The following is a 23,046-nucleotide window of genomic DNA, read 5'->3' as shown; positions in this document are numbered from 1 at the left end:
GTGCGGGCGGCGGTTCGGATGTGCCGGGCTCGCTGCGGCTGGAGCTGCAGGGCGTGACGGTCCGCCACGAGGGCCGTACGGAGCCCTCGTTGGACGCGGCGACGCTGGTGGTCGAACCGGGCGAGACGGTAGCCCTGGTCGGCCCGAGCGGCGCCGGGAAGACGACGCTGCTCAACGTGCTGCTCGGTTTCACGGCACCCACGGAGGGCCGTGTACGGGTGGGCGGGACCGATCTGTCGTCCCTGGACCTCGACCGCTGGCGCGAACAGATCGCCTGGGTGCCGCAGCACCCGTACCTCTTCGCGGGCACGATCGCGGAGAACATCACCCTGGCCCGGCCGGACGCGGACGCCACCGCCGTGCGGAAGGCGCTGCGCGACGCGGGGGCGTACGACTTCGTGACCGCGCTCCCCCAGGGCGCGGACACACCGCTCGGCGAGGACGGCGCGGGACTCTCGTCCGGCCAGCGCCAACGCCTCGCCCTGGCACGGGCCTTCCTCGCCGACCGCCCGCTCCTCCTGCTGGACGAGCCCACGGCGGCGCTCGACGGCGAGACGGAGGCGGGCGTCGTGGAGGCGGTCCGCCGTCTGGCGGTGGGCCGCACGGTCCTCCTGGTGATCCACCGCCCGGCACTGCTGTCCGTGGCGGACCGGGTGATCGAACTGGGCGGCCGGGCGCACTGCGCGACCGCGGGGCCCGGTGGGGTAGGTGCACCGGCCGGACCGGGCGCGGCTGCCGGTGGCGGGACAGCCGTCAGGGACGCCACGCCGAACCGGCGGCTCGACGCGCATCGCCCGCCGGGGTCGGCGACCGCGGCGATGCTCTCCGGGCCCGGTGGGGTCGGTGCTGCCGGAGGGCTCGGGGAGCCTGGCGCCGGCGACGGCGGGGCGACCGTCCGGCCGTCCGGCACCGGCCGGATACCGGACTCCGGGTACGCGGCCGATTCCGGGTCGGCCGCCGCGGACGTCGCGCCGAACTGGCGGAGGGAGGGGCGTCGGTCGTCCGGATCGGCCGCCGCGGGTCCGCTCTCTGGGACGCGTGGAATCGGTGCACCGGCCGGACCGGGGACGGCTGCCGGTTCCGGATCGGCCGCTGCCGCGGACGCCATGCCGGGCGGGTCGGCCGACGTACGTCGGACGGCGGGGTCGGCGACTGCGGGAGTGGTCCTGGGGCCGCCCAGTGCGGCCGGTACCGCCGGAAGGCACGGTGAGTCCGGCGCGGGCGCCGGTGCCGGTTCCGGCGCGGTGGGTTCCCTGTCCGAGCCCGGGGTCCCCGGCGGCCCTGCTCCCGCCCCGTACCGCGCCGAGGCCGAAGGCACCGGCGGCTCCGGTCACGTCCGGGGCGCCCACCCCCTCGCCAGGATGCGGGCCGCCGTCGGAGCCCTGCGGGGGCGGTTCGTCCTGGCGCTGGTGCTGGGGAGTCTGGCCCTCGGATCCGCCGTCGGGCTCATGGCCGTGTCCGGATACCTCATCTCACGGGCGTCCGAGCAGCCGCCCGTGCTGTATCTGATGGTCGCCGTCACCGCGACGCGCGCGTTCGGGATCGGGCGGGCCGTCTTCCGGTACGCCGAGCGGCTCGTGTCCCACGACGCGGTGCTCCGCATGCTGGCCGACCTCCGGGTCTCCGTCTTCCGGCGCCTCGAACGGCTCGCCCCCGCCGGGCTGCGCGAGACCCGGCGCGGCGATCTGCTCTCCCGGCTCGTCGCCGACGTCGACGCGCTCCAGGACTACTGGCTGCGCTGGCTGCTGCCGGTCGGCTCCGCCGTGCTCGTCGGCGTGGGCGCCGTCGGATTCACCGGCTGGCTGCTGCCCGAGGCCGGCGCGGTGCTGGCCGTCGGGCTGCTCGCCGCGGGTGTCGGCGTGCCGCTGGTGAGCGGCGCCCGCGCACGTCGGGCCGAGCGGCGACTCGCCCCCGCGCGCGGCCTGCTGGCGACCCGTGTCGCCGAACTCCTCGAAGGCTGTGCCGAACTGACCGTGGCCGGCGCCCTCGGCAGCCGGGTCCGCGCCGCGCGCGCCGCCGACGGGGCGCTGACGGCCATCGCCGCACGCGGCGCCGCCGCCACCGCGCTCGGCGGCGGCCTCTCCGCGCTGATCTGCGGTCTGACGGTGTCCGCCGCCGCGTACGCCGGAGTGGGCGCCGTGCAGGACGGGCGGCTTCCGGGCGTCGCGCTGGCCGTCGTCGTACTGACCCCGCTCGCCGCGTTCGAGGCGGTCGCCGGGCTGCCGCTCGCCGTGCAGTACCGGCAGCGGGCCGCGCGCGGCGCCGAGCGGGTGTGGGAGGTGCTGGACGCGCCCGTCCCCGTACGGGAGCCGGAGCGGCCCGCCGCCGCGCCCACGACGCCGTTCCTGCTGGAGGTACGGGGTCTGGCGGCCCGTTACGCGGGGCAGGAGCGCGACGCGCTCAGCGGCGTCGACCTGACGCTGACCGCCGGGAAGCGGGTGGCCGTGGTGGGGCCGTCCGGCGCCGGCAAGACGACGCTCGCGCAGGTGCTGCTGCGCTTCCTGGACGCGCGCGAGGGCGGCGTCAGTCTCGGCGGGACCGACGCCGCCGCGCTGGACGGCGACACGGTGCGGCGCTTCGTCGGGCTGTGCGCACAGGACGCGCACCTGTTCGACAGTTCCGTACGCGAGAACCTCGCACTCGCCCGCAAGGACGCGACCGAGGACGACCTCCGTGACGCCCTGCGCCGCGCCCGACTGCTGGACTGGGTGGACGCGCTCCCCGCCGGCCTCGACACGCTGGTCGGCGAGCACGGCGCGCGCCTCTCCGGGGGACAGCGGCAGCGCCTGGCGCTGGCCCGCGCGCTCCTCGCCGACTTCCCCGTCCTCGTACTGGACGAGCCCGCCGAACATCTCGACCTGCCGACGGCCGACGCGCTGACGGCGGACCTGCTGGCGGTGACGGAGGGGCGGACGACGCTGCTCATCACCCACCGGCTCCAGGGGCTCGAAGCGGTCGACGAGGTGATCGTGCTCGACGACGGGCGGGTGGCGCAGCGCGGGCCGTACGCCGAGCTCGTCTCGGTCGCGGGGCCACTGCGGACGATGCTGGAGCGTGAGCGGGGGCCGGTCGCGCTCGCCGGCCGACCGGCTTGACCGGTGGGCCCGATCATCGAGCCCCACCAGCCGACTTTCCATATTAAATAGGACTAGTAGGGTCAAGGGTATGAAGGCGCCCGAACCCGAGGACCTCCCCGAGGATTTCGCCGAGGGCGACCCCGACCAAGGGGCCGCCACTCGCGAGACGGACGCGGCGCGGCGTCTCCAGGGCCGGTCCACCGAGCTGACCGCCCGGGTCCCGCAACTCCTCGAAGCCATGCGCTCCGTCGGCACCGGCCTCGAACTGCACTCCACCCTCGACCGGATCTGCGAGACGGCGGCCCGGCTCGTCGGCGCCCGCTACGCGGCGCTCGGCGTCGTGGACGAGACGGGCGACGGGCTCTCCGACTTCGTCACCTACGGCGCCGACGAGGACGTCGCCCGGCGGATCGGCCGCCGCCCGGACGGCCACACCGGGCTGCTCGGCGAACTGATCCGTCACCCCGAAGCCATCCGGCTCGCCGACCTCACCACCGATCCGCGCTCGGCCGGTTTTCCGCCGCACCACCCGGTGATGCGGACGTTCCTCGGTGTCCCCATCCGCGTCCATGGCGAGATGCTCGGGAATCTCTATCTCACCGAGAAGCACGACGGCGGCGAATTCACCGACCACGACCAGCACATGGTGCGGGTGCTCGCGACCGAGGCGGGCCTCGCCATCGGCAACGCGCGGCTGTACGAGGCGGCCCGCCAGCGCGAGCGGTGGATCGACGGGTCGGTCGCCGTCACGACGGCCCTGCTCTCGGGCAAGGGGGCCGACCACCCGGGCCACCTCGAACACCCCGTCGGCACGGACCGCACCGGCAGAGCGGACAGCACCGAGGACACGGAGCGCACCGAGCGCGCGGACTACGCCGACCATGCCCACCACGCCCTCACCGTCGTCGCCGAACAGGCCCGCAGGCTCGCCGATTCGGCCGCCGGCCTCGTCCTGCTGCCCACGTCCGACGGGGGACTGGAGATCGTCGCCGTCTCGTCCGACACCCCGGACGTCTCCGTCGGCACCCGGATCCCGGGACGCAGCGCCATCGTCGCCAAGCTGCTGGCCGGCGAGTCCGTGTACATGGAGGACGCCAGTACCGACCCGCGGCTGGTCTCCCCGCAGGCCGCCCGTTTCGGCCCGGCCATGGTGCTCCCCCTGCACAGCGACGGCCGGGTGCTCGGCGTACTGGTGACACCGCGCGCGATCGGCGGGCGCCCCTTCACCGAGTCCGAACGCACCCTCGCCACCCGGTTCGCCTCCCAGGCCGCCCTCGCGCTGATGATGGCCGAGGCGCAGCGCGACAGGGAGCGGCTCGCGGTGTTCGAGGACCGCGACCGGATCGCCCGCGATCTGCACGATCTGGTCATCCAGCGGCTGTTCGCCGCCGGGATGCTGCTGGAGACGGCGCAGCGGCGGTCGGACGTGCCCGAGGTGCGTACGGGCATCGGCAAGGCGGTCGACGAACTGGACGTCACCATCCAGGAGATCCGCACGGCCATCTTCGCGCTCCAGCAGGGCTCCTCCGAGGCGCCGTCCGGGCTGCGCACCCGGGTGCTGCGGGAGATCAACATGGCCGCCGTACCGCTCGGCTTCAAGCCCGCGCCCCGCTTCGTCGGCGCGGTCGACTCGGCCGTCGGCGAACTCACCGGCAAGAACCTCATCGCGGCGCTCCGCGAAGCCCTCTCCAACACCTTCCGGCACGCGCACGCCTCCCGTATCGAGGTCACGGTGGACGCGAGCGCCGCACTGCCCGACGGCACACCCGCCGTCCGGCTGTCGGTCGCCGACGACGGCGTGGGCATTCCGGAGGGCGACCGGCGGCGCAGCGGACTGCGGAACCTGCGGCGGCGCGCCGAGTCGCTGGGCGGGTCGAGCGAGGTCGGCCCCGGCCTGGGCGAGGACGGCGGCGGTACGACGGTGACCTGGCAGGCCCCGCTCTGAGGCCCGTCCGGCGGGTGTCTCCCGGGGGCGTCAGCCCCGTTCCGCCTCCGCCCGCGCGCGTGCCACCAGTCGCTCGACGACGACGGCGACACCGTCCTCGTTGTTCGCTACGGTGCGCCCGGACGCCGCCGCGATCACATCCGGATGCGCGTTGCCCATCGCGTACGAGGTACCGGCCCACGCCAGCATCTCCACGTCGTTCGGCATGTCCCCGAAGGCGACGACCTCGTCGGAGGAGATACCGCGCTCGGCGCAGCAGAGCGCGAGCGTGCTCGCCTTGCTCACCCCGAGGGCGCTGACCTCGAGCAGCGCGGTGGGGCTGGAACGGGTGAAGGAGGCCAGGTGCCCGGCGGCCGTACGGGCCAGCGTCAGGAAACCGTCGGGCGTCAGGCTCGGGTGGTGCGCCAGCAGCTTCACGACCGGGTCGCCGTCGCCCGGCCCGCCTTCCTGGAGGAGCTTCTCGGCGGCGGCGACGTTCGCGCCCGGGTCGTCCTGGAACGGCGGGTACTGCGGCTCGTAGTCGAAGTTCGTCGTCTTCTCGACGGCGAACGAGGTGCCGGGCGCCGCGTCCCGCACCGCCCGTACGACATCGAGCGCGACCGCCCGGTCCAGTCCGCGGACCTCGACCAGTTCCCCGCCGGCGTGCAGATCGACGACGACGGCGCCGTTGGCGCAGATGGCCAGGCCGTGCCGGTGCACATGGTCGCTGACGACGCCCATCCAGCGGGCCGGCCTGCCGGTGACGAAGAAGACCTCGATCCCGGCCTCCTCGGCGGCGGCGAGCGCGGCGACGGTGCGCTCGGAGACGGTCTTGTCGTCGCGCAGCAACGTTCCGTCAAGATCGGTGGCGATCAGCCGGGGACGGGCGGGAAGCGGGGACTCGCTAGCTGAGGTCACCCGCTCATTCTCCCGCACACATATGCACGTGAGTGCGGAGGTACGCACATGTGAGCGCCCTCACGCCGACAGATGTCGCATAATCACCCCACCTCGGATAATCGCCCCACCGCCTGCCGCCCATGCTCGCTCCACCGCCTGCCTCCCGGGGTGTCGGCGGCGGGACGTAGGGTCGGGGCCATGCGTCTGAGCACTGTGATTCTTCCCGTCCGCCGCTGGCACGAGGGCGGTCGCGACGAGTGGTCGCGCGCCGAGGAGCTGGGTTTTCACGCGGCGTACACCTACGACCATCTGTCGTGGCGGACCTTCCGGGACCGCCCGTGGTTCGGCGCGATCCCGACCCTGACGGCCGCCGCGACCGCCACCACCCGGCTGCGGCTGGGCACGCTGGTGACGTCGCCGAACTTCCGCCATCCGGTGACGCTCGCCAAGGAGCTGATCTCGCTCGACGACGTCTCCGGCGGCCGGGTCACCCTCGGGATCGGGGCCGGCGGGACGGGCTTCGACGCCGTGGTGCTCGGGCAGGAGCCCTGGTCGCCGCGTGAACGGGCCGACAGGTTCGGGGAGTTCGTGACACTGCTCGACCGGCTGCTGACGCAGGACGCGGTGACGGCCGAGGGGACGTACTACTCGGCGGTCGAGGCCCGCGACGTTCCGGGGTGTGTGCAGCGCCCGCGGCTGCCGTTCGCCGTCGCCGCCACCGGGCCGCGCGGGCTGAGGCTGGCCGCGGCGCTCGGTCAGGCGTGGGTGACGACGGGGGACCCGAAGCTCTTCGAGTCGGGTACGGCCGAGGAGTCGCTGGAGGCCGTCCGGGGGCAGATCGGCCGGCTCGGTCAGGCGTGCGCGGAGATCGGCCGTGACGCGGCCGGGCTGGACAAGATCCTGCTCAGCGGCTTCACGCCGGGGCGTCCGCTCGATTCGTTCGACGCGTTCGTGGACTTCGCGGGACGGCACTTCGAGCTCGGGATCACGGAGATCGTGGTCCACGCGCCGATCCCGGACTCGGACTTCGCGATGGAGCCGGCCCTGTTCGAGCGGATCGCCACGGAAGGGCTCGCGCAGCTCAGCCGCTGAAGCGGAGGTAGCGCGGCGGTACGGCGTCGGCCAGCCAGACGCCGTTGGCGCTCACCCGGAAGACATGGCCGTCGCGGTGCATCGCGCCCGCGTCCACGGGCAGGACCACGGGCCGGCCGCGGCGTGCGCCGACGCGGGTCGCCGTCTCGCGGTCGGGTGAGAGATGGACGTGGTGGCGGTTCATGGGCCGCAGGCCCTCGGCGCGGATCGCGTCGAGGCTCCGGGCGACGGTGCCGTGGTAGAGGTACGCCGGCGGCTCGGCCGGCGGCAGGTCCAGGTCGACCTCGACGGTGTGGCCCTGATTGGCGCGGATCCTGTCGCCCTCGATGGTGAAGCGCCGTTTGTCGTTGACGGCGACGACATGGTCCAGCTCCGCGCGGGTGATGGGGAAGCGGTGGTCGGACGTGGCGCGGAGCAGCGCGTCGACCTCCACCCAGCCGTTCGGGTCGAGCGCGAGGCCGATCCGCTCGGGCTGGTGACGCAGGTGCTTCGAGAGATATTTCGACACCTTCACGGTGCGCCGCTCGTCGGGCGTTCCCGCGCCCGGTGTTCGTGTGGTGGTCATACGCACAGCGTGCCCGGTGGCGCCGGGCGGCCGCCACTCATTTCGTTCCGGTCGCGGGATTGCCTTCCCCGATCCGAAGCGCTTCGATCCGATCCGAAAACGATCAGTGCCGAAATGTTTGATCCACAGTCAACTCAGGTTATCCACAGGCTATTTGACGAGTCTGTGGACAACTGCTGGACGGATTAACCTATTTGGTCAAGTTGACTGCTCTGTCTGTGGGTTGCGGTCAGCACGTCCAACGTCCGTGCTGCCGCCTCCCGTTCGGCCGCCACCGCGATGAACGCCGGGACGTTCTCCTCGCCAACCAGCGCCTGTACGGCGTCGATCACGGCGGCCGGCAGCTGCACGGAACGGGTCTGCCCGCCCGTCGGCTCCGGGTCCTCGGCCATCAGATGCTGCTGGAGATGGCGGGTCGCGAACAGCCTCATGGCGCGGGCCAGTTCGGCGTCCACGGTCTGCCGCGCCAGCGGGCGCAGCCGTCGTACGAGCGAGGCCGCCTCCGCCGCGTCCGCGTCCGGCGGCGGGTGATGGCCCAGATACCGCGCGAAGACGTGCTCGGTCGTGAACTCCAGGAAACGCGCGGCGATGTGCTCGACCTGACCGCGAAGTTCCCGCAGATGGGCGGAGATCGCGGTCAGCGGCACCCCCGCCGCGTACAACTCGGCCGCCACCTGGAGCTCTTGAGGGCTCGGTACGAGGAACTCGTCGTCCCGCCCGGGTATCCGCTCCAGCACCCCCAGTTCCACCGCCTCGGCGAGCGCCGCGTCGTCGGGGGAGCCGCCGAACCGTTCGTCCAGCTCCACGCGGGTGATCCGGGCGGCGTGCTCGTCCGTCCACGGCCCGTGGACCTCGGCGACCAGGCCCAGCACCCCGCCGAGACCGCGCCCGGTGTCCCACGCCTCCAGCAACTCCTTGATGGAGGCCAGCGTGTAGCCCCGGTCCAGGAGGTCCGCGATCTGCCGCAGCCGGTCCAGGTGCGCGTCCCCGTACACATTGGCCCTGCCACGCCGCTCGGGGGTGGGCAGCAGTCCCCGGTCCTGGTAGGCGCGGATGGTCCGGACCGTGGCGCCGCTCGCGTGCGACAGGTCCTCGATCCGGTACCGGCCACCGGCCGGGGGCCCGGGCACGCCCTACCTCAGGGCGGCGCGGCCGACCGCACCGGCCGCCGCGCGGGCCGCGGGCGAGACCGCGAGATAGTCGGCGGCCTTGCGGAGGGAACCCTCCCGCGAGGGGTGGTACGACCGCCGGAAGTACCGGGGCACCGCCGAGCCCAGCTCCCGCCAGGTGGGCAACAGGCCCTTGGCCACGGCCCGGTTGTGCTCGCGCAGCGAGTAGCGCACCCGGCCCGCGAGCCGCGGATCGTGCCGGATCAGATACGACGCTCCCCACGCCCAGAGCCAGAGCATCACCGGGGCGGTGACGGCCATCGTCTCCAGCCTGCGGACGTAGCGCACCGGGTCGGGGCCGCCGCAGTGCTGGTACATGTCGAAGGCCACCGACCGGTGTTCGACCTCCTCGGCCCCGTGCCAGCGCAGCAGGTCGAGCATGACCTCGTCCGCCCCCGCCCGGTCCAGCGCGTCCGCGCGCAGCACCCAGTCCCCGAGGACCGCCGTGAACTGCTCTATGGCGGCCACGATCGCCAGCCGGAACCGCAGCCACTCCCGCTGGGGCCACGGCACCCCGAAAGGCGGCTTCTCGCCGAGCAGGATCTCGAAGAGGTAGTCGACGTGCCGGGTGTACGGCCCGGTGTCCAGCCGCTGCTCCGCCAGGTGGTTCAGCACGTACCCGTGCTGCACGCTGTGCGTCGCCTCCTGGCCCATGAAGCCCTTGACGTCCTTGAGCAGGACCGGGTCGTCGACCAGCGGCAGGGCCTCCTTGAAGACCTTGACGAACCAGCGCTCGCCCGCCGGGAGCAGCAGATGCAGCACGTTGATGACGTGGGTGGCGGTGGGCTCGCCGGGTATCCAGTGCAGCGGGGTCTCGCGCCAGTCGAACGACACCCGCCGGGGCGCGATCACATGGGCCTCGTCCACCGCACGTGCCCCGTCCACCGCGCCGCTCCCGCCGGGGCCGTCGCCGGCGCGCTCCGCGCGCGCGTCGTCCTCCCCCCAGGTGTCCCCCGGCCCCCGGCCGTCGGGCCGCGCGGTCACAGCGGTGGCTCCAGCCTGGCGATCGCGCGCAGCGCCCCGGGCGCGAAGCGGGACAGCAGCCGCGCGCCCCGTGCTTCCGGAGTGACCGGTACGACGGCCTCGTTGCGTACGACGGCCCGCAGGACGGCGTCGGCGACCTTCTCCGGCGGATAGTTGCGCAGCCCGTACAGCCGGGACGTTCTCCTCCGGCGCCGCTTCTCCTCGTCCGCCGAGACTCCCGTGAACCGCGCGGTGGCCGCGATGTTGGTGTTCACGAAGCCGGGGCAGACGGCGGTGACCCCGATGCCCTGGCCGGCCAGTTCGGCGCGCAGGCATTCGCTGAGCATCAGCACCGCCGCCTTGGACGTGCTGTAGGCGGGCAGCGCCCGCGACGGCTGATAGGCCGCCGCGGACGCGGTGTTGACGATGTGCCCGCCCTGGCCGCGGGCCGCCATCTGGCCGCCGAATATCCGGCAGCCGTGGATGACGCCCCAGAGATTGACGTCCAGGACCTTCTTCCAGTCCTCGCTCGTGGTGTCCAGGAACGGTCCCGAGAGCCCGATCCCCGCGTTGTTCACCAGGACGTCCACCGTGCCGTACTCGGCGGCGACCTTCGCGGCCAGCTTCTCCATCGCCTGCTCGTCGCTGACGTCGACCGTCTCCGCCCACGCCCGCGGCGCGCCGATCAGCCGGGCCATCTCGGCCGTCCTGGCGGCCCCTTCGGCGTCCCGGTCCACGACGACGACCCGGGCGCCCGACTCGGCGAACGCGAACGCGGTGGCCCGCCCGATACCGCTCGCCGCGCCGGTCACCAGGACGAGCTGCCCGCCGAACCGCTCCCCATAGGGACCGCTCGGCACCAGGTCCCGGGCCCGGCGGGCGCGGCTCTCCCGGCGCGCCTTGCCGGCCGTCTCGATCGCCGCCACAGCGTCGGCCCCGCTGTCCGGCTCGGGCTCGTGGGCCATGACGAAATCGGTGATCCAGGAGGCCAGTTGGTCCGGCCGTGTACGCGGCACCCAGTGCTTGGCGGGGAGCGTACGGCGCACCAGCTGGGGCACCCACCGCTCCAGGTCGTCGTAGAGCCGCTCGGAGAGGAAGGCGTCGCCGGTCGGGGTGATCAGCTGGACGGGCGCGTGCGCGTGCGCGTCGTCGCGGGGGCGGCGCAGCCGGGCGCGGATGTTGTCCCGGTAGAGCCAGGCACCGTGCGCGGCGTCGTCCGGCAGCGAGGCGGTCGGATACACCTCGGCCCGGTCCGCCCCCGCCGGTTCCCCTTGTGCGCCGCTGCCCGGCTTCGCGGGCTTCCGCCCCGAGGGCACCTTCTCGATCCGTTCGAGGATCCTCGGCCACTGCTTTCCGAGCGGCCCGCGCCAGGCGAGCTCGGGCAGCACCGGCGTGTGCAGCATGTACACGTACCAGGACTTGGCGCCCTGGCCGAGGAGCTGTCCCACCGCGCGCGGGGTGGGCCGGGTCATCCGCCGCTTGATCCAGTGCCCGAAGTGGTCGAGCGACGGACCCGACATCGAGGTGAAGGAGGCGATACGGCCGCAGGTGCGCCGTACGGTCACGAACTCCCAGCCCTGCACCGACCCCCAGTCGTGTCCCACCAGATGCACCGGCCGGCGCGGGCTCACCGCGTCGGCCACCGCCAGGAAGTCGTCCGTCAGCTTCTCCAGGGTGAAGCCGCCGCGCAGCGGCTTCGGCGCCGTCGAACCGCCGTGCCCCCGCACGTCGTACAGCACCACGTGGAACCTCCCGGCGAGCCGGGCGGCGACCTGGGACCAGACCTCCTTGCTGTCCGGATAGCCGTGCACGAGCAGGACCGTCGGACGTGCCGGGTCACCCAGCTCGGCCACACACAGATCGATCCCGCCCGTGCGCACCCTGCGCTCACGCGCACCCGCCGGCCACGGAACTGACTGAAGCGACATCACGCACCCTCCGCCCAACGCCGCACATGCGGCAGATCGTCATCCAGCCAGAACGCGCTCTGAGCCGGGTCCCGGGAGTCGGTGACCACCAGGATCTCCTCGAACTTGGCGCCCGTGCCCCGGAATCCGAGGTGCGGCTCGACCGCCCACAGCCCGGGTCTCGGCGGGTGGTCGGAGAATCTGTACGGACTCCACAGGGGCGACCAGCCGTCCCGGTGCCCGCGCAGCGCGTCGCTCGCCAGGCCCTTGAGCGACTGCGTACCGAAGCCGAGGACCTGCGGTGACCACCGCCGGTCCCTCACACGGTCGATCTTGTGCGCGATCACACCGAAGGGATAGGCCCGGTGCCTGTTCTCGTACCCCTGCCGCACCATCAGCCGGTCCACGTCCTCGTATATCTCCCGCAGCGGACGCCGTTCGCGCACCTCGCGCAGCAGCAGGTCGCGGTGGGCCCGGAGATCGGCGAGCAGCTTGTCGTGCAGCGGGTGGGGGCCGGGGCCGAGGCGGCCCGAGTAGCCGACATCGGCCGGGTAACCCCGGTGGACCGGCGCCAGGTCGAGGATGAACGGCATCCCCTCCGCCAGCCTGCGGTTGGTGGGGAAGAACTGGAGCGGGATCCGGAACCCCTTGAAGGCCGTGCGGTCCCCGAACCAGGCGAAGGGCAGATGGAACCAGTCGCGCACCCCGCGCGCCCGCAGCCACTCGCGCTGCATGCGGGCCGCCTCGCGCTCCGTGACACCGGGCCGCAGGCGCGCGGCCACGGCTTCGGCGCACTCGTAGGCCAGCCGCTGCACGGATCTGAATCCCCGCAGCTCCGCGGCCTGTTCGCCCCACACCGCTGACGCCATGCCACCCCTCCGTGCCGTGTGCGCTACGCGTTCGTAACGTGACACTGATGAATGTGACAATGTCCGGCGGCTGCGTCAAGGGGGTCCGCCCGGCCTGTGGACAACTCTCCGACCGAGAGCCGACCGGGGACGGACTGGGCACCGGCCGAGGTGGAGCGAGGGGCGGATTCCCGCCGATTCCGGCCGGTTCCCGCCCCACCCCCACCCTTCGGACTGACTTTTGACGCTGCCCTTACGGGTCCGTACACCTCAAGACGGACCCCGAGACAACCGTCAGGGCTGACGTCCGCTGTGGTGTGCGCCACTACCGTCTTAAGCGTGACTGTGATCGCTACTGAAGGCCTGAGTAAGCGGTTCCCCCGGGTAACCGCGCTTGACCGGCTCTCCTTGGACATCGGACCGGGTGTGACCGGTCTGGTGGGTGCCAACGGAGCCGGCAAGTCCACCATGATCAAGATCCTGCTGGGTCTGTCCCCCGCCACGGAAGGCCGGGCCGCCGTGCTCGGGTTCGACGTCGCCACTCACGGCGCCGCCATCCGCGAGAGCGTCGGATACATGCCCGAGCACGACTGCCTGCCGCCCGACGTCTCGGCGACCGAACTCGTCGTCCACATGGCGCGCATGTCCGGACTCCCCCCGACCGCCGCCCGCGAACGCACCGCAGACACACTGCGCCACGTCGGCCTGTACGAGGAGCGGTACCGCCCCATCGGTGGCTACTCGACCGGCATGAAGCAGCGCGTCAAGCTCGCGCAGGCACTGGTCCACGACCCCAAACTCGTCCTCCTCGACGAGCCGACGAACGGTCTCGACCCCGTCGGCCGCGACGAGATGCTCAATCTGATCCGCCGCGTCTACACGGACTTCGGCATCTCGGTCCTCGTGACCTCGCACCTCCTCGGCGAGCTCGAACGCACCTGTGACCACGTCGTCGTCATCGACGGCGGCACGCTGCTGCGCTCCAGCTCCACGAGCGACTTCACACAGAACACCGCGACGCTCGCCGTCGAGGTCACCGACACCGACACCCACCACGACGGCACCCGCGCCCTGCGCGAGGCCCTCACCGCCGCCGGACTCTCGCTCCACGTGGGCGAGGAGGACGGACTGCCGGGCGCCGGCCACATCCTGCTGATCGAGGCCACGGGCGAGGAGACGTACGACGTCGTACGCGACACCGTCGCCGAACTCGGGCTCGGCCTCGTACGGATGGAACAGCGCCGCCACCACATCGCCGAGGTCTTCCGCGCGAAGGACGCCGCGTCGGCGGCCACCGGCGCGCCGTCCGTACCGGCGGGCACGGGCGCCGCGGAACTCGCACTTCAGAAGGGAGGCGGCAGCGATGAGCACTGACCTCACCCAGATCCACAACATCGGCTACCGCAACTACGACGGCCCCCGGCTCGGCCGCGCCTACGCCCGCCGCTCCCTCTACTCGCAGTCCCTGCGCGGCTCCTACGGCCTCGGCCGCTCCGGCAAGTCCAAGATCCTGCCGATGATCCTGTTCGCCGTGATGTGCCTGCCCGCGGCGATCATGGTCGCCGTCGCCGTCGCCACGGACCTCAAGTCCCTGCCGGTGGAGTACACGCAGTACGCGATCTTCCTCCAGGCCGTCATCGCGCTCTTCCTGGCAGCCCAGGCGCCCCAGTCCGTCTCCCGCGACCTGCGGTTCAAGACGGTGCCGCTGTACTTCTCGCGCCCCATCGAGCGTGTCGACTACGTCGTCGCCAAGTACGGCGCCATGGCCTCCTCACTCTTCGTCCTGACCGCCGCGCCGCTCCTGGTCCTCTACATCGGCTCGCTGCTCGCCAAGATGGACTTCGCCGACCAGACCAAGGGCTTCGGCCAGGGACTCGTCTCCGTGGCGCTGCTGTCACTGCTCTTCGGCGGGCTCGGCCTGGTGATGGCCGCCCTCACCCCGCGCCGCGGCTTCGGCGTCGCCGCCGTGATCGCCACGCTGACCATCACCTACGGCGCCGTCTCCACCGTCCAGGCGATCGCGTTCAGCACCGGCTCGGACAGTGCCGTCCAGTGGATCGGCCTCTTCTCGCCCATCACACTCATCGACGGCGTACAGACCGCGTTCCTCGGCGCCACCTCGTCGTTCCCCGGCGAGGCGGGCCCCTCGGCCGGCGCCGGCGTCATCTATCTGCTGGTCGTTCTCGCGCTCATCCTCGGCTCGTACGCCGTCCTCATGCGCCGTTACCGGAAGGTCGGGCTGTGACCACCATCAACATCGAGCACGCGTCGCGCTGGTTCGGCAACGTGGTCGCCGTCAACGACGTGACGATGACCGTCGGCCCCGGCGTCACCGGGCTGCTCGGACCGAACGGCGCGGGCAAGTCCACACTCATCAACATGATGGCCGGGTTCCTGTCACCCTCCAACGGAAGCGTCACCCTCGACGGTGACCAGATCTGGCGCAACGAATCCGTGTACCGCCAGATCGGCATCGTCCCCGAGCGGGAGGGGATGTACGACTTCCTCACCGGGCTCGACTTCGTCGTCGCCAACGCCGAACTGCACGGCCTCGGTAAGAAGGAGGCCCAGAAGGCGCTCGCCACCGTCGAGATGGAGTACGCGCAGGAGCGCAAGATCGGGACGTACAGCAAGGGCATGCGGCAGCGCGTGAAGATGGCGTCCGCGCTCGTCCACGAACCGTCCGTGCTCCTCCTCGACGAGCCCTTCAACGGCATGGACCCCCGCCAGCGCATGCAACTGATGGACCTGCTGCGGCGGATGGGCGACTCCGGCCGCACCGTCCTGTTCTCCTCGCACATCCTTGAGGAGGTCGAGCAGCTCGCCGCCCACATCGAGGTGATCGTCGCCGGCCGGCACGCCGCGTCCGGCGACTTCCGCAAGATCCGGCGCCTGATGACCGACCGGCCGCACCGCTATCTCGTACGGTCCAGCGACGACCGTGCCCTGGCCGCCGCGCTGATCGCCGACCCCTCCACGGCCGGCATCGAGGTCGACGTCACCGAGGGCGCGCTGCGTATCCAGGCCGTCGACTTCGGGCGCTTCACGGAGCTGCTGCCGAGGGTCGCCCGTGAGCACTCCATCCGGCTGCTCACGGTCTCGCCGTCCGACGAGTCCCTCGAATCGGTCTTCTCGTACCTCGTAGCGGCCTGAGCGGCCTTGATAGGAGCTGTGACGTCCATGTACCACCCCACAGTCGCCCGGCTCACCTACCGGGCCCTGCTCGGCCGGCGCCGGGCCGCCGTCCTCTTCATCCTGCCGGCCCTGCTGATCCTCATCGCCGTGGCCGTGCGGACCTTCAACGGCGTGGACGACCAGATCGCCGCGGACGTCCTGGGCGGCTTCGCCCTCGCCACGATGATCCCGCTGATCGGCGTGATCGCCGGAACGGGCGCCATCGGCCCGGAGATCGACGACGGATCGATCGTCTACCTGCTGGCCAAGCCGGTGAAACGGCCGACGATCATCTTCACCAAGCTGATCGTCGCGATCTCCGTGACCATGGCGTTCTCCGCCATCCCCACCTTCATCGCCGGATACATCCTCAACGGCAACGGCCAGCAGATCGCGGTGTCCTACACCATCGCCGCGCTCGTCGCCTCCATCGCCTACAGCGCGCTGTTCCTGCTGCTCGGCACGGTCAGCCGCCACGCGGTCGTCATCGGCCTCGTCTACGCACTGGTGTGGGAGACGCTCTTCGGCAGCCTGATCGCCGGCGCGCGCACCCTCAGCGTCCAGCAGTGGTCCCTGGCGGTCGCCGAGAAGACCGGCGGCGACGGCATGATCACCTCGGACGTCGGACTGCCGCTGGCGGTCGTGCTGCTGGCCGGCGTGACGATCGTCGCGACCTGGTACGCGGGGCAGAAGCTGCGCACGCTGACGCTCGCCGGCGACGAGTGAGGCCGGTCCGTCCCGACGCGTCCCTTCCCTGCGGAGGCGGCCCCCGCCCGGCCCGGGTGGGGGCCGCCTCCGTACGTGCTCCCCGTTCCACCCGGAACTTCTGACCTAGGTCCGCCCGCGGATACGCCTAGGACGCAAGGGGTTACGAAGGGCCCGTTCTGGTCCCAGCGCCCGATGACCTGCCCGGAAGCCGCACCTAGCGTCACAGCCATGCGAATCGGATTTCTCGGAACAGGTTTTGTCGCCCGCGCGGTGGCCGCCGGAGCGGTCGCCGCGGGTCACGACGTCGTGCTCGGCTCACGCGACCCCAAGGCCGCCTCGAAAAGAGAACTCGGCCTGCCGGTGACCGGGTTGACCGAGGCGGTGGAGCACGGCGGGATCGTCGTCAACGCCACCCCCGGCACCGTGTCCCTGGAACTCCTCGGTGAGCTGCGGAAGGAGCTCGCCGGCCGGATCCTCCTCGACATCGCGGTGGGCCTCACCGACGACATGGCGCTGGCCCACCCCAACTCCAGCATCGGCGAACAGCTTCAGCGGGCGCTCCCGGACACCAGGGTCGTCAAGACGCTCGCCACGATGGACTCCGCCGCGATGGTCGATCCGGGCGGGCTGAGCGGCGAGAGCACGGTCTTCCTGTCCGGTGACGACGCGGGTGCGAAGGCCGAGGTCGGCGCGCTGCTGGGGGACCTGGGCTGGTCCGCCGGCTCCCGGCTCGACCTGGGCGGCATCGAGACGGCGCGCGGGCAGGAGCACTTCGCGCTGCTGTTCATGGGCATCGCGGGCGCCCTCGGCACGTACACCTTCAACATCAAGGTCGTACCGTCGAAAGCCGCGTCGAAGTAGCCCGGAGTAATTCGCTGGCGATCAGACCCCCTACGGGGGGACAGTGGTGACGTCAGGTACCACTGAACCGGGAGCGGAGCGCGGCGATGACCGGTAGTCCGAGTCCGTCGGGTTCCCGACAGGGCAGTCCCGGCCCGGCACCGGAGTAACCACTTCCGCTCCGTGCAGCCGACGGTGACCCGCCCAAGGGGGCGGTCGCTTCGAGCGCGCGTTCGCGCGTGGACCGCCCCCTCCCCACTCCCGTGAGCACGCGTCCGGCACGCTCGTCGGGCGGTCGCGCCGGGTGCGCGCGTCAGTCCCGCTGAAGCAGCCTCTCCAGCACCACGGCGATACCGTCCTCGTCGTTCGACGCGGTGACCTCGTCCGCCACGGCCTTCAGCCGCTCGTGCGCGTTGGCCATCGCCACACCGTGCCGCGCCCAGCCGAACATCGGGATGTCGTTGGGCATGTCGCCGAACGCGATCGTGTCGGCCGCCGTGACGCCGAGGCGCCGCGCGGCCAGCGAGAGCCCCGTCGCCTTGCTCAGACCCAGCGGCAGGATCTCCACGACGCCCGGCCCCGCCATCACCACGGCGACCATGCCGCCGACCGTCTCCTGCGCGACCTTCGCCAGCGCGTCGTCGCTCAGCTCCGGATGCTGGATGTAGACCTTGTTGATCGGCGCCGTCCACATCTCGGCGGGATCGTCGAGGAACAGCGCGGGCAGCGGGCCGTCCTGGACCTTGTAGCCGGGCCCGATCAGCACGTCACCGTCCAGGCCGTCACGGCTCGCGGCGAGCGCCAGCGGGCCGACCTCGGCCTCGATCTTCGACAGCGCGAGGACGGCCACCTGCCGGTCCAGCGTCACCGATGTCAGCAGTCTGTGCTCGCCCGCGTGGTAGACCTGCGCGCCCTGGCCGCAGACCGCCAGCCCGTCGTACCCGAGGTCGTCGAGGATGCTCCGCGTCCACGGCACGGCCCGCCCCGTGACGATGATGTGCGCGGCGCCCGCCTCGGTGGCGGCGGCGAGCGCGTCACGCGTACGCGCGGAGACCGCGTGGTCCTCGCCCAGCAGCGTCCCGTCGAGGTCGGTCGCGACGAGCCTGTACGGGAAGGCGGAAGGGGAGGCCGCGGAGGCGGAAGCGGCGGAGGCCGCGGCTGAGCTCACTTGGCGACCGGCTCCAGCGTCTCGCGCCCGCCCAGATACGGGCGGAGCACCTCGGGCACCCACACCGAACCGTCGGCCCGCTGGTGGTTCTCCAGCAGCGCCACGATCGTGCGCGGTACGGCGCAGAGCGTGCCGTTCAGCGTCGCGAGCGGCCGCACCTGCTGCTTGCCGTCCTGCGACACCCGCATCCGTACGGAGAGCCGGCGCGCCTGGAAACCGTCGCAGTTGGAGGCGGACGTCAGCTCGCGGTACTTGCCCTGCGTCGGGATCCACGCCTCACAGTCGAACTTGCGCGAGGCCGAGGCCCCCAGATCGCCCGTGGCCACGTCGATCACCTGGAAGGGCAGCCCGAGGCCGGTCAGCCACTGCTTCTCCCACTCCAGCAGCCGCGCGTGCTCGGCCTCGGCGTCCGCCGGGTCGACGTACGAGAACATCTCGACCTTGTCGAACTGGTGCACCCGGAAGATGCCCCGGGTGTCCTTGCCGTACGTGCCGGCCTCGCGGCGGAAGCACGGCGAGAAGCCCGCGTACCGCAGGGGCAGCTTGTCGGCCTCGATGATCTCGTCCATGTGGTACGCGGCGAGGGGCACCTCCGACGTACCGACCAGGTAGTAGTCGTCCTTCTCCAGGTGGTACACGTTCTCGGCGGCCTGGCCGAGGAAGCCCGTGCCCTCCATCGCGCGCGGGCGCACCAGCGCGGGGGTCAGCATCGGGACGAAACCGGCCTCGGTCGCCTGCGCGATCGCCGCGTTCACCAGGGCGAGTTCGAGCAGGGCGCCGACGCCCGTCAGGTAGTAGAAGCGCGAGCCGGAGACCTTCGCGCCGCGCTCCATGTCGATGGCGCCGAGCGCCTCGCCGAGCTCCAGATGGTCCTTGGGCTCGAAGCCCTCGGCGCCGAAGTCGCGGGGGGTGCCGATCGTTTCGAGGACGACGAAGTCCTCCTCGCCGCCCACGGGCACGTCCGGGTGCACGATGTTGCCGAGCTGCAGGAGGAGCCGCCTGGCCTCCTCGTCGGCCTCGTGCTGCGCCGCGTCGGCGGCCTTGACGGCGGCGGAGAGCTCCCGCGTGCGGGCCAGCAGCTCCGTCTTCTCGTCGCCCGTGGCCTTGGGCACCAGTTTGCCGAGCGTCTTCTGCTCGTTGCGCAGCTCGTCGAAGCGGACGCCGGAGGCCCTGCGCCGCTCGTCGGCGGAGAGCAGGGCGTCGACGACGGCGACATCCTCTCCACGGGCGCGCTGCGAGGCGCGGACACGGTCGGGGTCGTCTCGGAGCAGGCGAAGGTCAATCACCCCACCAGGCTACCGGTGCGGGCTTCCCCCACCCCACCCCGTATTTCAGCGTGTGGCACTTTGTCTGAATTGCCGCAATTGGCGAGGGTGAGGGAAGCGTGAATGGGGAGAGGCGTCGGCGTCAATAATGGGCGACCAATTCCCCGGAAAGGGGCGTCGACAGGTCGTCCGTTGACCCATGTCCCTTGCGGCGCACGGTACTTGAGGCGGCGTTGTCCACAGAGCCCACGGGTTCCGAAAGTTATCCACAGGCTGTGTGGGGAATCTGTGGATCACGAGCGAGGTCGCGGTGAAAGCCCATGTGGGGGCAGGAGGATTCCCCCCTTAAACCCGCTTCACGCCCTCCTTCGGGTGGGACTTGATCCCTCTAACGAGTTGATCAGCGGAATTCGGGTGACACGGGCCGCCTGACGTCCTGTGGACGGAAGTGTGACGACTGAGCCGATTTGTCGACCATGTCGGCCGACACTGTCGACTTGTCCCCAGGGAGACCGGGCAGCCTGTGGATAACTCTGGGGACAGTGGGCCGGCCGCTGCCCCCAGCGGCTCAGATCCGGCCGTCCTGGCTTCGCGCCAGCCAGTCGGCGGCGTCCATGAACTCCGCGTCCGACGTCCCCGCGCGCAGCCGCCGTACGTCCTCGGGAGCGACTCCCGCCCTCGGGTACGACCCCAGGAACCGCACCTTCGGGCTGATCCGCCTCAGCCCCATCAGCGCCTCGCCCACCCGGCGGTCCGCGATGTGGCCCTCGGCGTCCACGGCGAAGCAGTAGTTACCGATGCCCGCGCCCGTCGGCCGCGACTGGATGAGCATCAGGTTGACCCCGCGTACGGCGAACTCCTGGAGCAGTTCGAGCAGCGCGCCGGGGTGGTCGTCGCCGAGCCAGACCACGACCGACGTCTTGTCCGCGCCGGTCGGCGCGGACGGGCGCGCGGGCCTGCCCACCAGCACGAAGCGCGTCTCCGCGTTCTCGGCGTCGTGGATCTCGGTGACCAGGGCCTGAAGCCCGTACGTCGCCGCCGCGAACTCACCCGCGAAGGCGGCGTCGAACCGGCCCTCCTGCACCAGCCGCGCGCCGTCCGCGTTCGACGCGGCGGACTCCCACAGCGCGTTCGGCAGATGGGCCCGCAGCCAGTTGCGCACCTGCGGCTGCGCCACCGGATGACCGGTCACCGTCTTGATGTCGGACAGTGCCGTCCCCGGTCTGACGAGCAGCGCGAAGGCGATCGGCAGCACCACCTCGCGGTAGATCATCAGGGGCTCGCCCGACGCGAGTTCGTCGAGGGTCGCGGTGACACCGCCCTCCACCGAGTTCTCGATCGGTACGAGGGCCGCCGCGGCGTCCCCGTGCCGTACGGCATCGAGGGCCGCGGGCACCGAGACCATCGGGACCAGCTCCCGCGTGGCGGCTTCCGGAAGGGTACGGAGGGCGGCTTCGGTGAAGGTGCCCTCGGGGCCGAGGTATGTGTAGCGCGTGGCCGACATGTGGTCACTTTAGTCCGACCGGCGGACGGCCGCGGACGGCCGCCGCCGCCCGGGACCGCCACCGGGGACCACCGCTCAGGGCCGCCGCCGGGGATCCCGGCCAGGTCCGGCGCGGGCCCCGCTCAGGACTCCAGCAGCCGCTGGCCCACGTACTCGCCCTCCCGCGCCCCGCCCGGCACCGCGTACAGGCCGCTCGCCTCGTGCCGGACGAACGCCGACAGCGCGTCCCCCCGGTCGAGCTTGCGCTGCACCGGCACGAACCCCCTCAGCGGATCCGCCTGCCAGCAGATGAACAGCAGGCCCGCGTCGGGGGTGCCGTCCGCCGTGATCCCGTCGTGGAAGGAGAAGGGGCGGCGCAGCATCGCGGCGCCGCCGTTCTGCTCCGGCGCCGAGATCCGGGCGTGCGCGTTGTCCGGGATGACGAGCCGGCCGTCCGGGCCCGTCTTCTCCAGGTCGGGTTCGGTCGTCTCCGTACCGCCGGTGAGCGGGGCGCCGTCGGACTTGCGGCGGCCGATGACGAGTTCCTGGCGGTCGTCCGACAGGGCCTCCCAGTCGTCGAGCAGCATCCGGATCCGGCGTACGACGGCGTACGAGCCGCCCGCCATCCAGTCCGGGGTGCCCTCCGGCGGCTTTGCCGGGACGAAGATCCGCCGGTCGAAGTCGGGCTCCTCCGGCCTGGGGTTGCCGGTGCCGTCGACCTGGCCCATCAGATTGCGGGCGGTCATCGGGTGGGAGGTGGCGCCGGGCGAGCGGTTGAAGCCGTTCATCTGCCACCGCACGCGGGCCGCGCCGCCCGCCTCCTTGAGGAGGGCGCGCAGCGCGTGGAAGGCGACGAGCGCGTCGTCCGAGCCGATCTGCACCCAGAGATCGCCGTCGCTGCGGCGGGCGTCGAGCTGGTCCGAGGAGAAGGCCGGCAGCGGGTCGAGCGCGGACGGGCGGCGCGCGGCCAGCTTCGTACGGTCGAAGAAGGTGCGCCCGAAGCCGAAGGTGACCGTCAGCGCGGAAGGCCCGGCGTCGAGCGCGACGCCGGTGTCGCGCTCCCCGGCCGGTTCGCCCGCCATGAGCCGCCGTGCGGTCTCCGACCAGCGGCGCAGCAGCGCGGCGGCCTCCTTGCGCCCGGCGCCCGGCGCGAGGTCGAGGGCGACCAGATGGCCGCGTGCCTGCATCGGGGAGGTGATACCGGCCTGGTGGGCGCCGTGGAAGGCCGCGGTGGCCGAGCCGACCGTGCTGAGCGCGGTCGGCTCGTCCGCGCGGGTGGCGGCGTACGCGGCGCTCCCGCCGGCCGCCCCCGCGACGAGCCCGGCGGCTCCGGCCGCGCCGGCCGTACCGAGGAGCCTGCGCCGCGAGATCGCGGGAGCGGCGCCGGTGCTGTCCGCACCTGTGTAGCCGGCGTCGGGTCCGCCGGTGCCGGTGCCGGTGTCGGTGTCGGTGGTCGTACGGGTGTCACTCACGGAGTCAGCCGATCTTCACGTTCTTCTCGATGGTCGTCTGGTCGATGTCCGAGGTCCGCACCGTCACCTGGAGATGCCAGTCGCCGGGCATCGGGACCTGCACGCTGCCCGCGCTCCAGTGTCCCGGCGCGAGGCGCTCCGGCACGACCGGGAGCGGGCCGATCTGCTCGGACTTCAGGGTGTACGCGACCTTCACCTCGGGCACGTCCATCGGCTTGCCGGCCGGGTCGTCGATCCAGAGGTGCATGACGTTGCTGCCCGAGCGGGCGGGGTCGAGGGTGAGCCGCACCGTGCCCTTGCCCTTGGCGCCGCCGGTGTCGAAGGGCTCGGTGAGGCTGACGGGGCGGGCGGGCGCGGGCGCGGCGGCCTCGCTGCCCGGCCGGCCGGCCTCCTTCTCCTGCGTACGTCCCGGCTCGGTGCCCGTCAGCGCGGTCGTGACGGCGAGCACCACGAGGGCGACGCACGCCTCGACGAGGACGGAGCGGCGCAGC

At 72.2% G+C, this 23,046-nt stretch carries 18 protein-coding genes and 1 pseudogene; 8 read left to right on the top strand and 11 right to left on the bottom strand.

Annotated features, from left to right (window positions below; translation table 11 throughout):
* Together cydC and GXP76_RS21190 are read left to right on the top strand one after the other, a co-directional pair.
* The coding region (gene cydC / locus GXP76_RS21195) for a thiol reductant ABC exporter subunit CydC (protein ID WP_242573149.1) at positions 1 to 3,095 on the top strand (3,095 nt) is incomplete at its 5' end.
* A gap of 70 nt (positions 3,096 to 3,165) precedes the next feature.
* On the top strand, positions 3,166 to 5,022 hold the full coding sequence (locus tag GXP76_RS21190; RefSeq protein WP_374361924.1) for a GAF domain-containing sensor histidine kinase: 1,857 nt from the start codon (positions 3,166 to 3,168) through the stop codon (positions 5,020 to 5,022).
* Between the two features lie 30 nt (positions 5,023 to 5,052).
* Here the strand turns inward: GXP76_RS21190 and GXP76_RS21185 are convergent, their stop codons facing one another.
* On the bottom strand, positions 5,053 to 5,919 hold the full coding sequence (locus GXP76_RS21185) for an HAD hydrolase family protein (protein ID WP_242573148.1): 867 nt from the start codon (positions 5,917 to 5,919) through the stop codon (positions 5,053 to 5,055).
* Between the two features lie 180 nt (positions 5,920 to 6,099).
* Between GXP76_RS21185 and GXP76_RS21180 the strand changes: the two genes are divergently transcribed.
* Positions 6,100 to 6,993 (top strand): LLM class flavin-dependent oxidoreductase, encoded by an 894-nt coding sequence (locus GXP76_RS21180; protein ID WP_242573147.1) that lies wholly within the window; start codon positions 6,100 to 6,102, stop codon positions 6,991 to 6,993.
* On the opposite strand, the gene GXP76_RS21175 is transcribed toward GXP76_RS21180, so the two are convergent.
* The 5 genes from GXP76_RS21175 to GXP76_RS21155 all read right to left on the bottom strand — a co-directional run bounded on the left by GXP76_RS21175 (position 6,983) and on the right by GXP76_RS21155 (position 12,466).
* Complete coding sequence (locus tag GXP76_RS21175; protein ID WP_242573146.1) at positions 6,983 to 7,558, bottom strand: RNA 2'-phosphotransferase; 576 nt, start codon at positions 7,556 to 7,558, stop codon at positions 6,983 to 6,985. The two genes, GXP76_RS21180 and GXP76_RS21175, sit on opposite strands and share 11 nt — an antisense overlap.
* Positions 7,559 to 7,743: 185 nt before the next feature.
* Positions 7,744 to 8,688, bottom strand: a complete 945-nt coding sequence (locus GXP76_RS21170) for a MerR family transcriptional regulator (protein ID WP_242573145.1) — start codon at positions 8,686 to 8,688, stop codon at positions 7,744 to 7,746.
* A 3-nt stretch (positions 8,689 to 8,691) separates the two neighbouring features.
* The gene (locus GXP76_RS21165) at positions 8,692 to 9,612 is read right to left on the bottom strand and encodes a metal-dependent hydrolase (RefSeq protein WP_242573151.1); all 921 of its coding nucleotides are present in this window, start codon (positions 9,610 to 9,612) and stop codon (positions 8,692 to 8,694) included.
* A 95-nt stretch (positions 9,613 to 9,707) separates the two neighbouring features.
* Positions 9,708 to 11,618, bottom strand: a complete 1,911-nt coding sequence (locus tag GXP76_RS21160; RefSeq protein WP_242573144.1) for an SDR family oxidoreductase — start codon at positions 11,616 to 11,618, stop codon at positions 9,708 to 9,710.
* Positions 11,618 to 12,466: a M24 family metallopeptidase gene (locus tag GXP76_RS21155; RefSeq protein WP_242573143.1), complete on the bottom strand. Its 849-nt coding sequence runs from the start codon at positions 12,464 to 12,466 to the stop codon at positions 11,618 to 11,620. Before GXP76_RS21155 ends, GXP76_RS21160 begins: the two co-directional genes overlap by 1 nt.
* A gap of 291 nt (positions 12,467 to 12,757) precedes the next feature.
* Here GXP76_RS21155 and GXP76_RS21150 point away from each other — a divergent pair, with 291 nt between their 5' ends.
* The 5 genes from GXP76_RS21150 (at position 12,758) to GXP76_RS21130 (ending at position 17,188) form a co-directional block, all read left to right on the top strand.
* Complete coding sequence (locus GXP76_RS21150) at positions 12,758 to 13,819, top strand: ABC transporter ATP-binding protein (RefSeq protein WP_242573142.1); 1,062 nt, start codon at positions 12,758 to 12,760, stop codon at positions 13,817 to 13,819.
* A complete protein-coding gene (locus GXP76_RS21145) occupies positions 13,809 to 14,690 on the top strand; it encodes an ABC transporter permease (RefSeq protein ID WP_242573141.1) in 882 nt (293 codons plus the stop codon). The genes GXP76_RS21150 and GXP76_RS21145 overlap by 11 nt, the downstream gene beginning before the upstream one ends.
* Positions 14,687 to 15,598: an ABC transporter ATP-binding protein gene (locus GXP76_RS21140; RefSeq protein WP_242573140.1), complete on the top strand. Its 912-nt coding sequence runs from the start codon at positions 14,687 to 14,689 to the stop codon at positions 15,596 to 15,598. Before GXP76_RS21145 ends, GXP76_RS21140 begins: the two co-directional genes overlap by 4 nt.
* Before the next feature lie 27 nt (positions 15,599 to 15,625).
* Positions 15,626 to 16,345, top strand: coding sequence for an ABC transporter permease (locus GXP76_RS21135; RefSeq protein ID WP_242573139.1), 720 nt, complete (start codon positions 15,626 to 15,628; stop codon positions 16,343 to 16,345).
* 210 nt (positions 16,346 to 16,555) lie between these two features.
* Positions 16,556 to 17,188 (top strand): NADPH-dependent F420 reductase, encoded by a 633-nt coding sequence (locus GXP76_RS21130; protein WP_242573138.1) that lies wholly within the window; start codon positions 16,556 to 16,558, stop codon positions 17,186 to 17,188.
* A gap of 292 nt (positions 17,189 to 17,480) precedes the next feature.
* Here GXP76_RS21130 and GXP76_RS21125 read toward each other — a convergent pair whose 3' ends face one another.
* From GXP76_RS21125 to GXP76_RS21105, 5 genes and pseudogenes are all read right to left on the bottom strand, one after another.
* Positions 17,481 to 18,335, bottom strand: a complete 855-nt coding sequence (locus tag GXP76_RS21125; protein ID WP_242573137.1) for an HAD family hydrolase — start codon at positions 18,333 to 18,335, stop codon at positions 17,481 to 17,483.
* Positions 18,332 to 19,621, bottom strand: a complete 1,290-nt coding sequence (serS, locus tag GXP76_RS21120; RefSeq protein ID WP_242573136.1) for a serine--tRNA ligase — start codon at positions 19,619 to 19,621, stop codon at positions 18,332 to 18,334. Before serS ends, GXP76_RS21125 begins: the two co-directional genes overlap by 4 nt.
* 547 nt (positions 19,622 to 20,168) lie before the next feature.
* On the bottom strand, positions 20,169 to 21,104 hold the full coding sequence (gene pheA / locus GXP76_RS21115) for a prephenate dehydratase (protein WP_242573135.1): 936 nt from the start codon (positions 21,102 to 21,104) through the stop codon (positions 20,169 to 20,171).
* 122 nt (positions 21,105 to 21,226) lie between these two features.
* On the bottom strand, positions 21,227 to 22,555 hold the full coding sequence (gene efeB / locus GXP76_RS21110) for an iron uptake transporter deferrochelatase/peroxidase subunit (protein ID WP_374361913.1): 1,329 nt from the start codon (positions 22,553 to 22,555) through the stop codon (positions 21,227 to 21,229).
* 4 nt (positions 22,556 to 22,559) lie between these two features.
* Positions 22,560 to 23,046: pseudogene (locus tag GXP76_RS21105) on the bottom strand (hypothetical protein); the annotation flags it as partial.

Source organism: Streptomyces sp. NP-1717, from assembly GCF_022695985.1.
In the GTDB taxonomy this organism is placed as follows: Bacteria; Actinomycetota; Actinomycetes; order Streptomycetales; family Streptomycetaceae; genus Streptomyces.
The sequence above is the reverse complement of the archived record's forward strand: the minus strand, read 5'-3'. Positions and strand labels throughout refer to the sequence as shown.

Bases quoted from the DNA above. Each gene is read 5' to 3' on its own strand.
- GXP76_RS21190 (WP_374361924.1), top strand. From the start codon at position 3,166: ATGAAGGCGCCCGAACCCGAGGACCTCCCCGAGGATTTCGCCGAGGGC.
- GXP76_RS21180 (WP_242573147.1), top strand. From the start codon at position 6,100: ATGCGTCTGAGCACTGTGATTCTTCCCGTCCGCCGCTGGCACGAGGGC.
- GXP76_RS21175 (WP_242573146.1), bottom strand. From the start codon at position 7,558: ATGACCACCACACGAACACCGGGCGCGGGAACGCCCGACGAGCGGCGC.
- GXP76_RS21160 (WP_242573144.1), bottom strand. From the start codon at position 11,618: ATGTCGCTTCAGTCAGTTCCGTGGCCGGCGGGTGCGCGTGAGCGCAGG.
- GXP76_RS21155 (WP_242573143.1), bottom strand. From the start codon at position 12,466: ATGGCGTCAGCGGTGTGGGGCGAACAGGCCGCGGAGCTGCGGGGATTC.
- GXP76_RS21145 (WP_242573141.1), top strand. From the start codon at position 13,809: ATGAGCACTGACCTCACCCAGATCCACAACATCGGCTACCGCAACTAC.
- GXP76_RS21135 (WP_242573139.1), top strand. From the start codon at position 15,626: ATGTACCACCCCACAGTCGCCCGGCTCACCTACCGGGCCCTGCTCGGC.
- GXP76_RS21130 (WP_242573138.1), top strand. From the start codon at position 16,556: ATGCGAATCGGATTTCTCGGAACAGGTTTTGTCGCCCGCGCGGTGGCC.
- pheA (WP_242573135.1), bottom strand. From the start codon at position 21,104: ATGTCGGCCACGCGCTACACATACCTCGGCCCCGAGGGCACCTTCACC.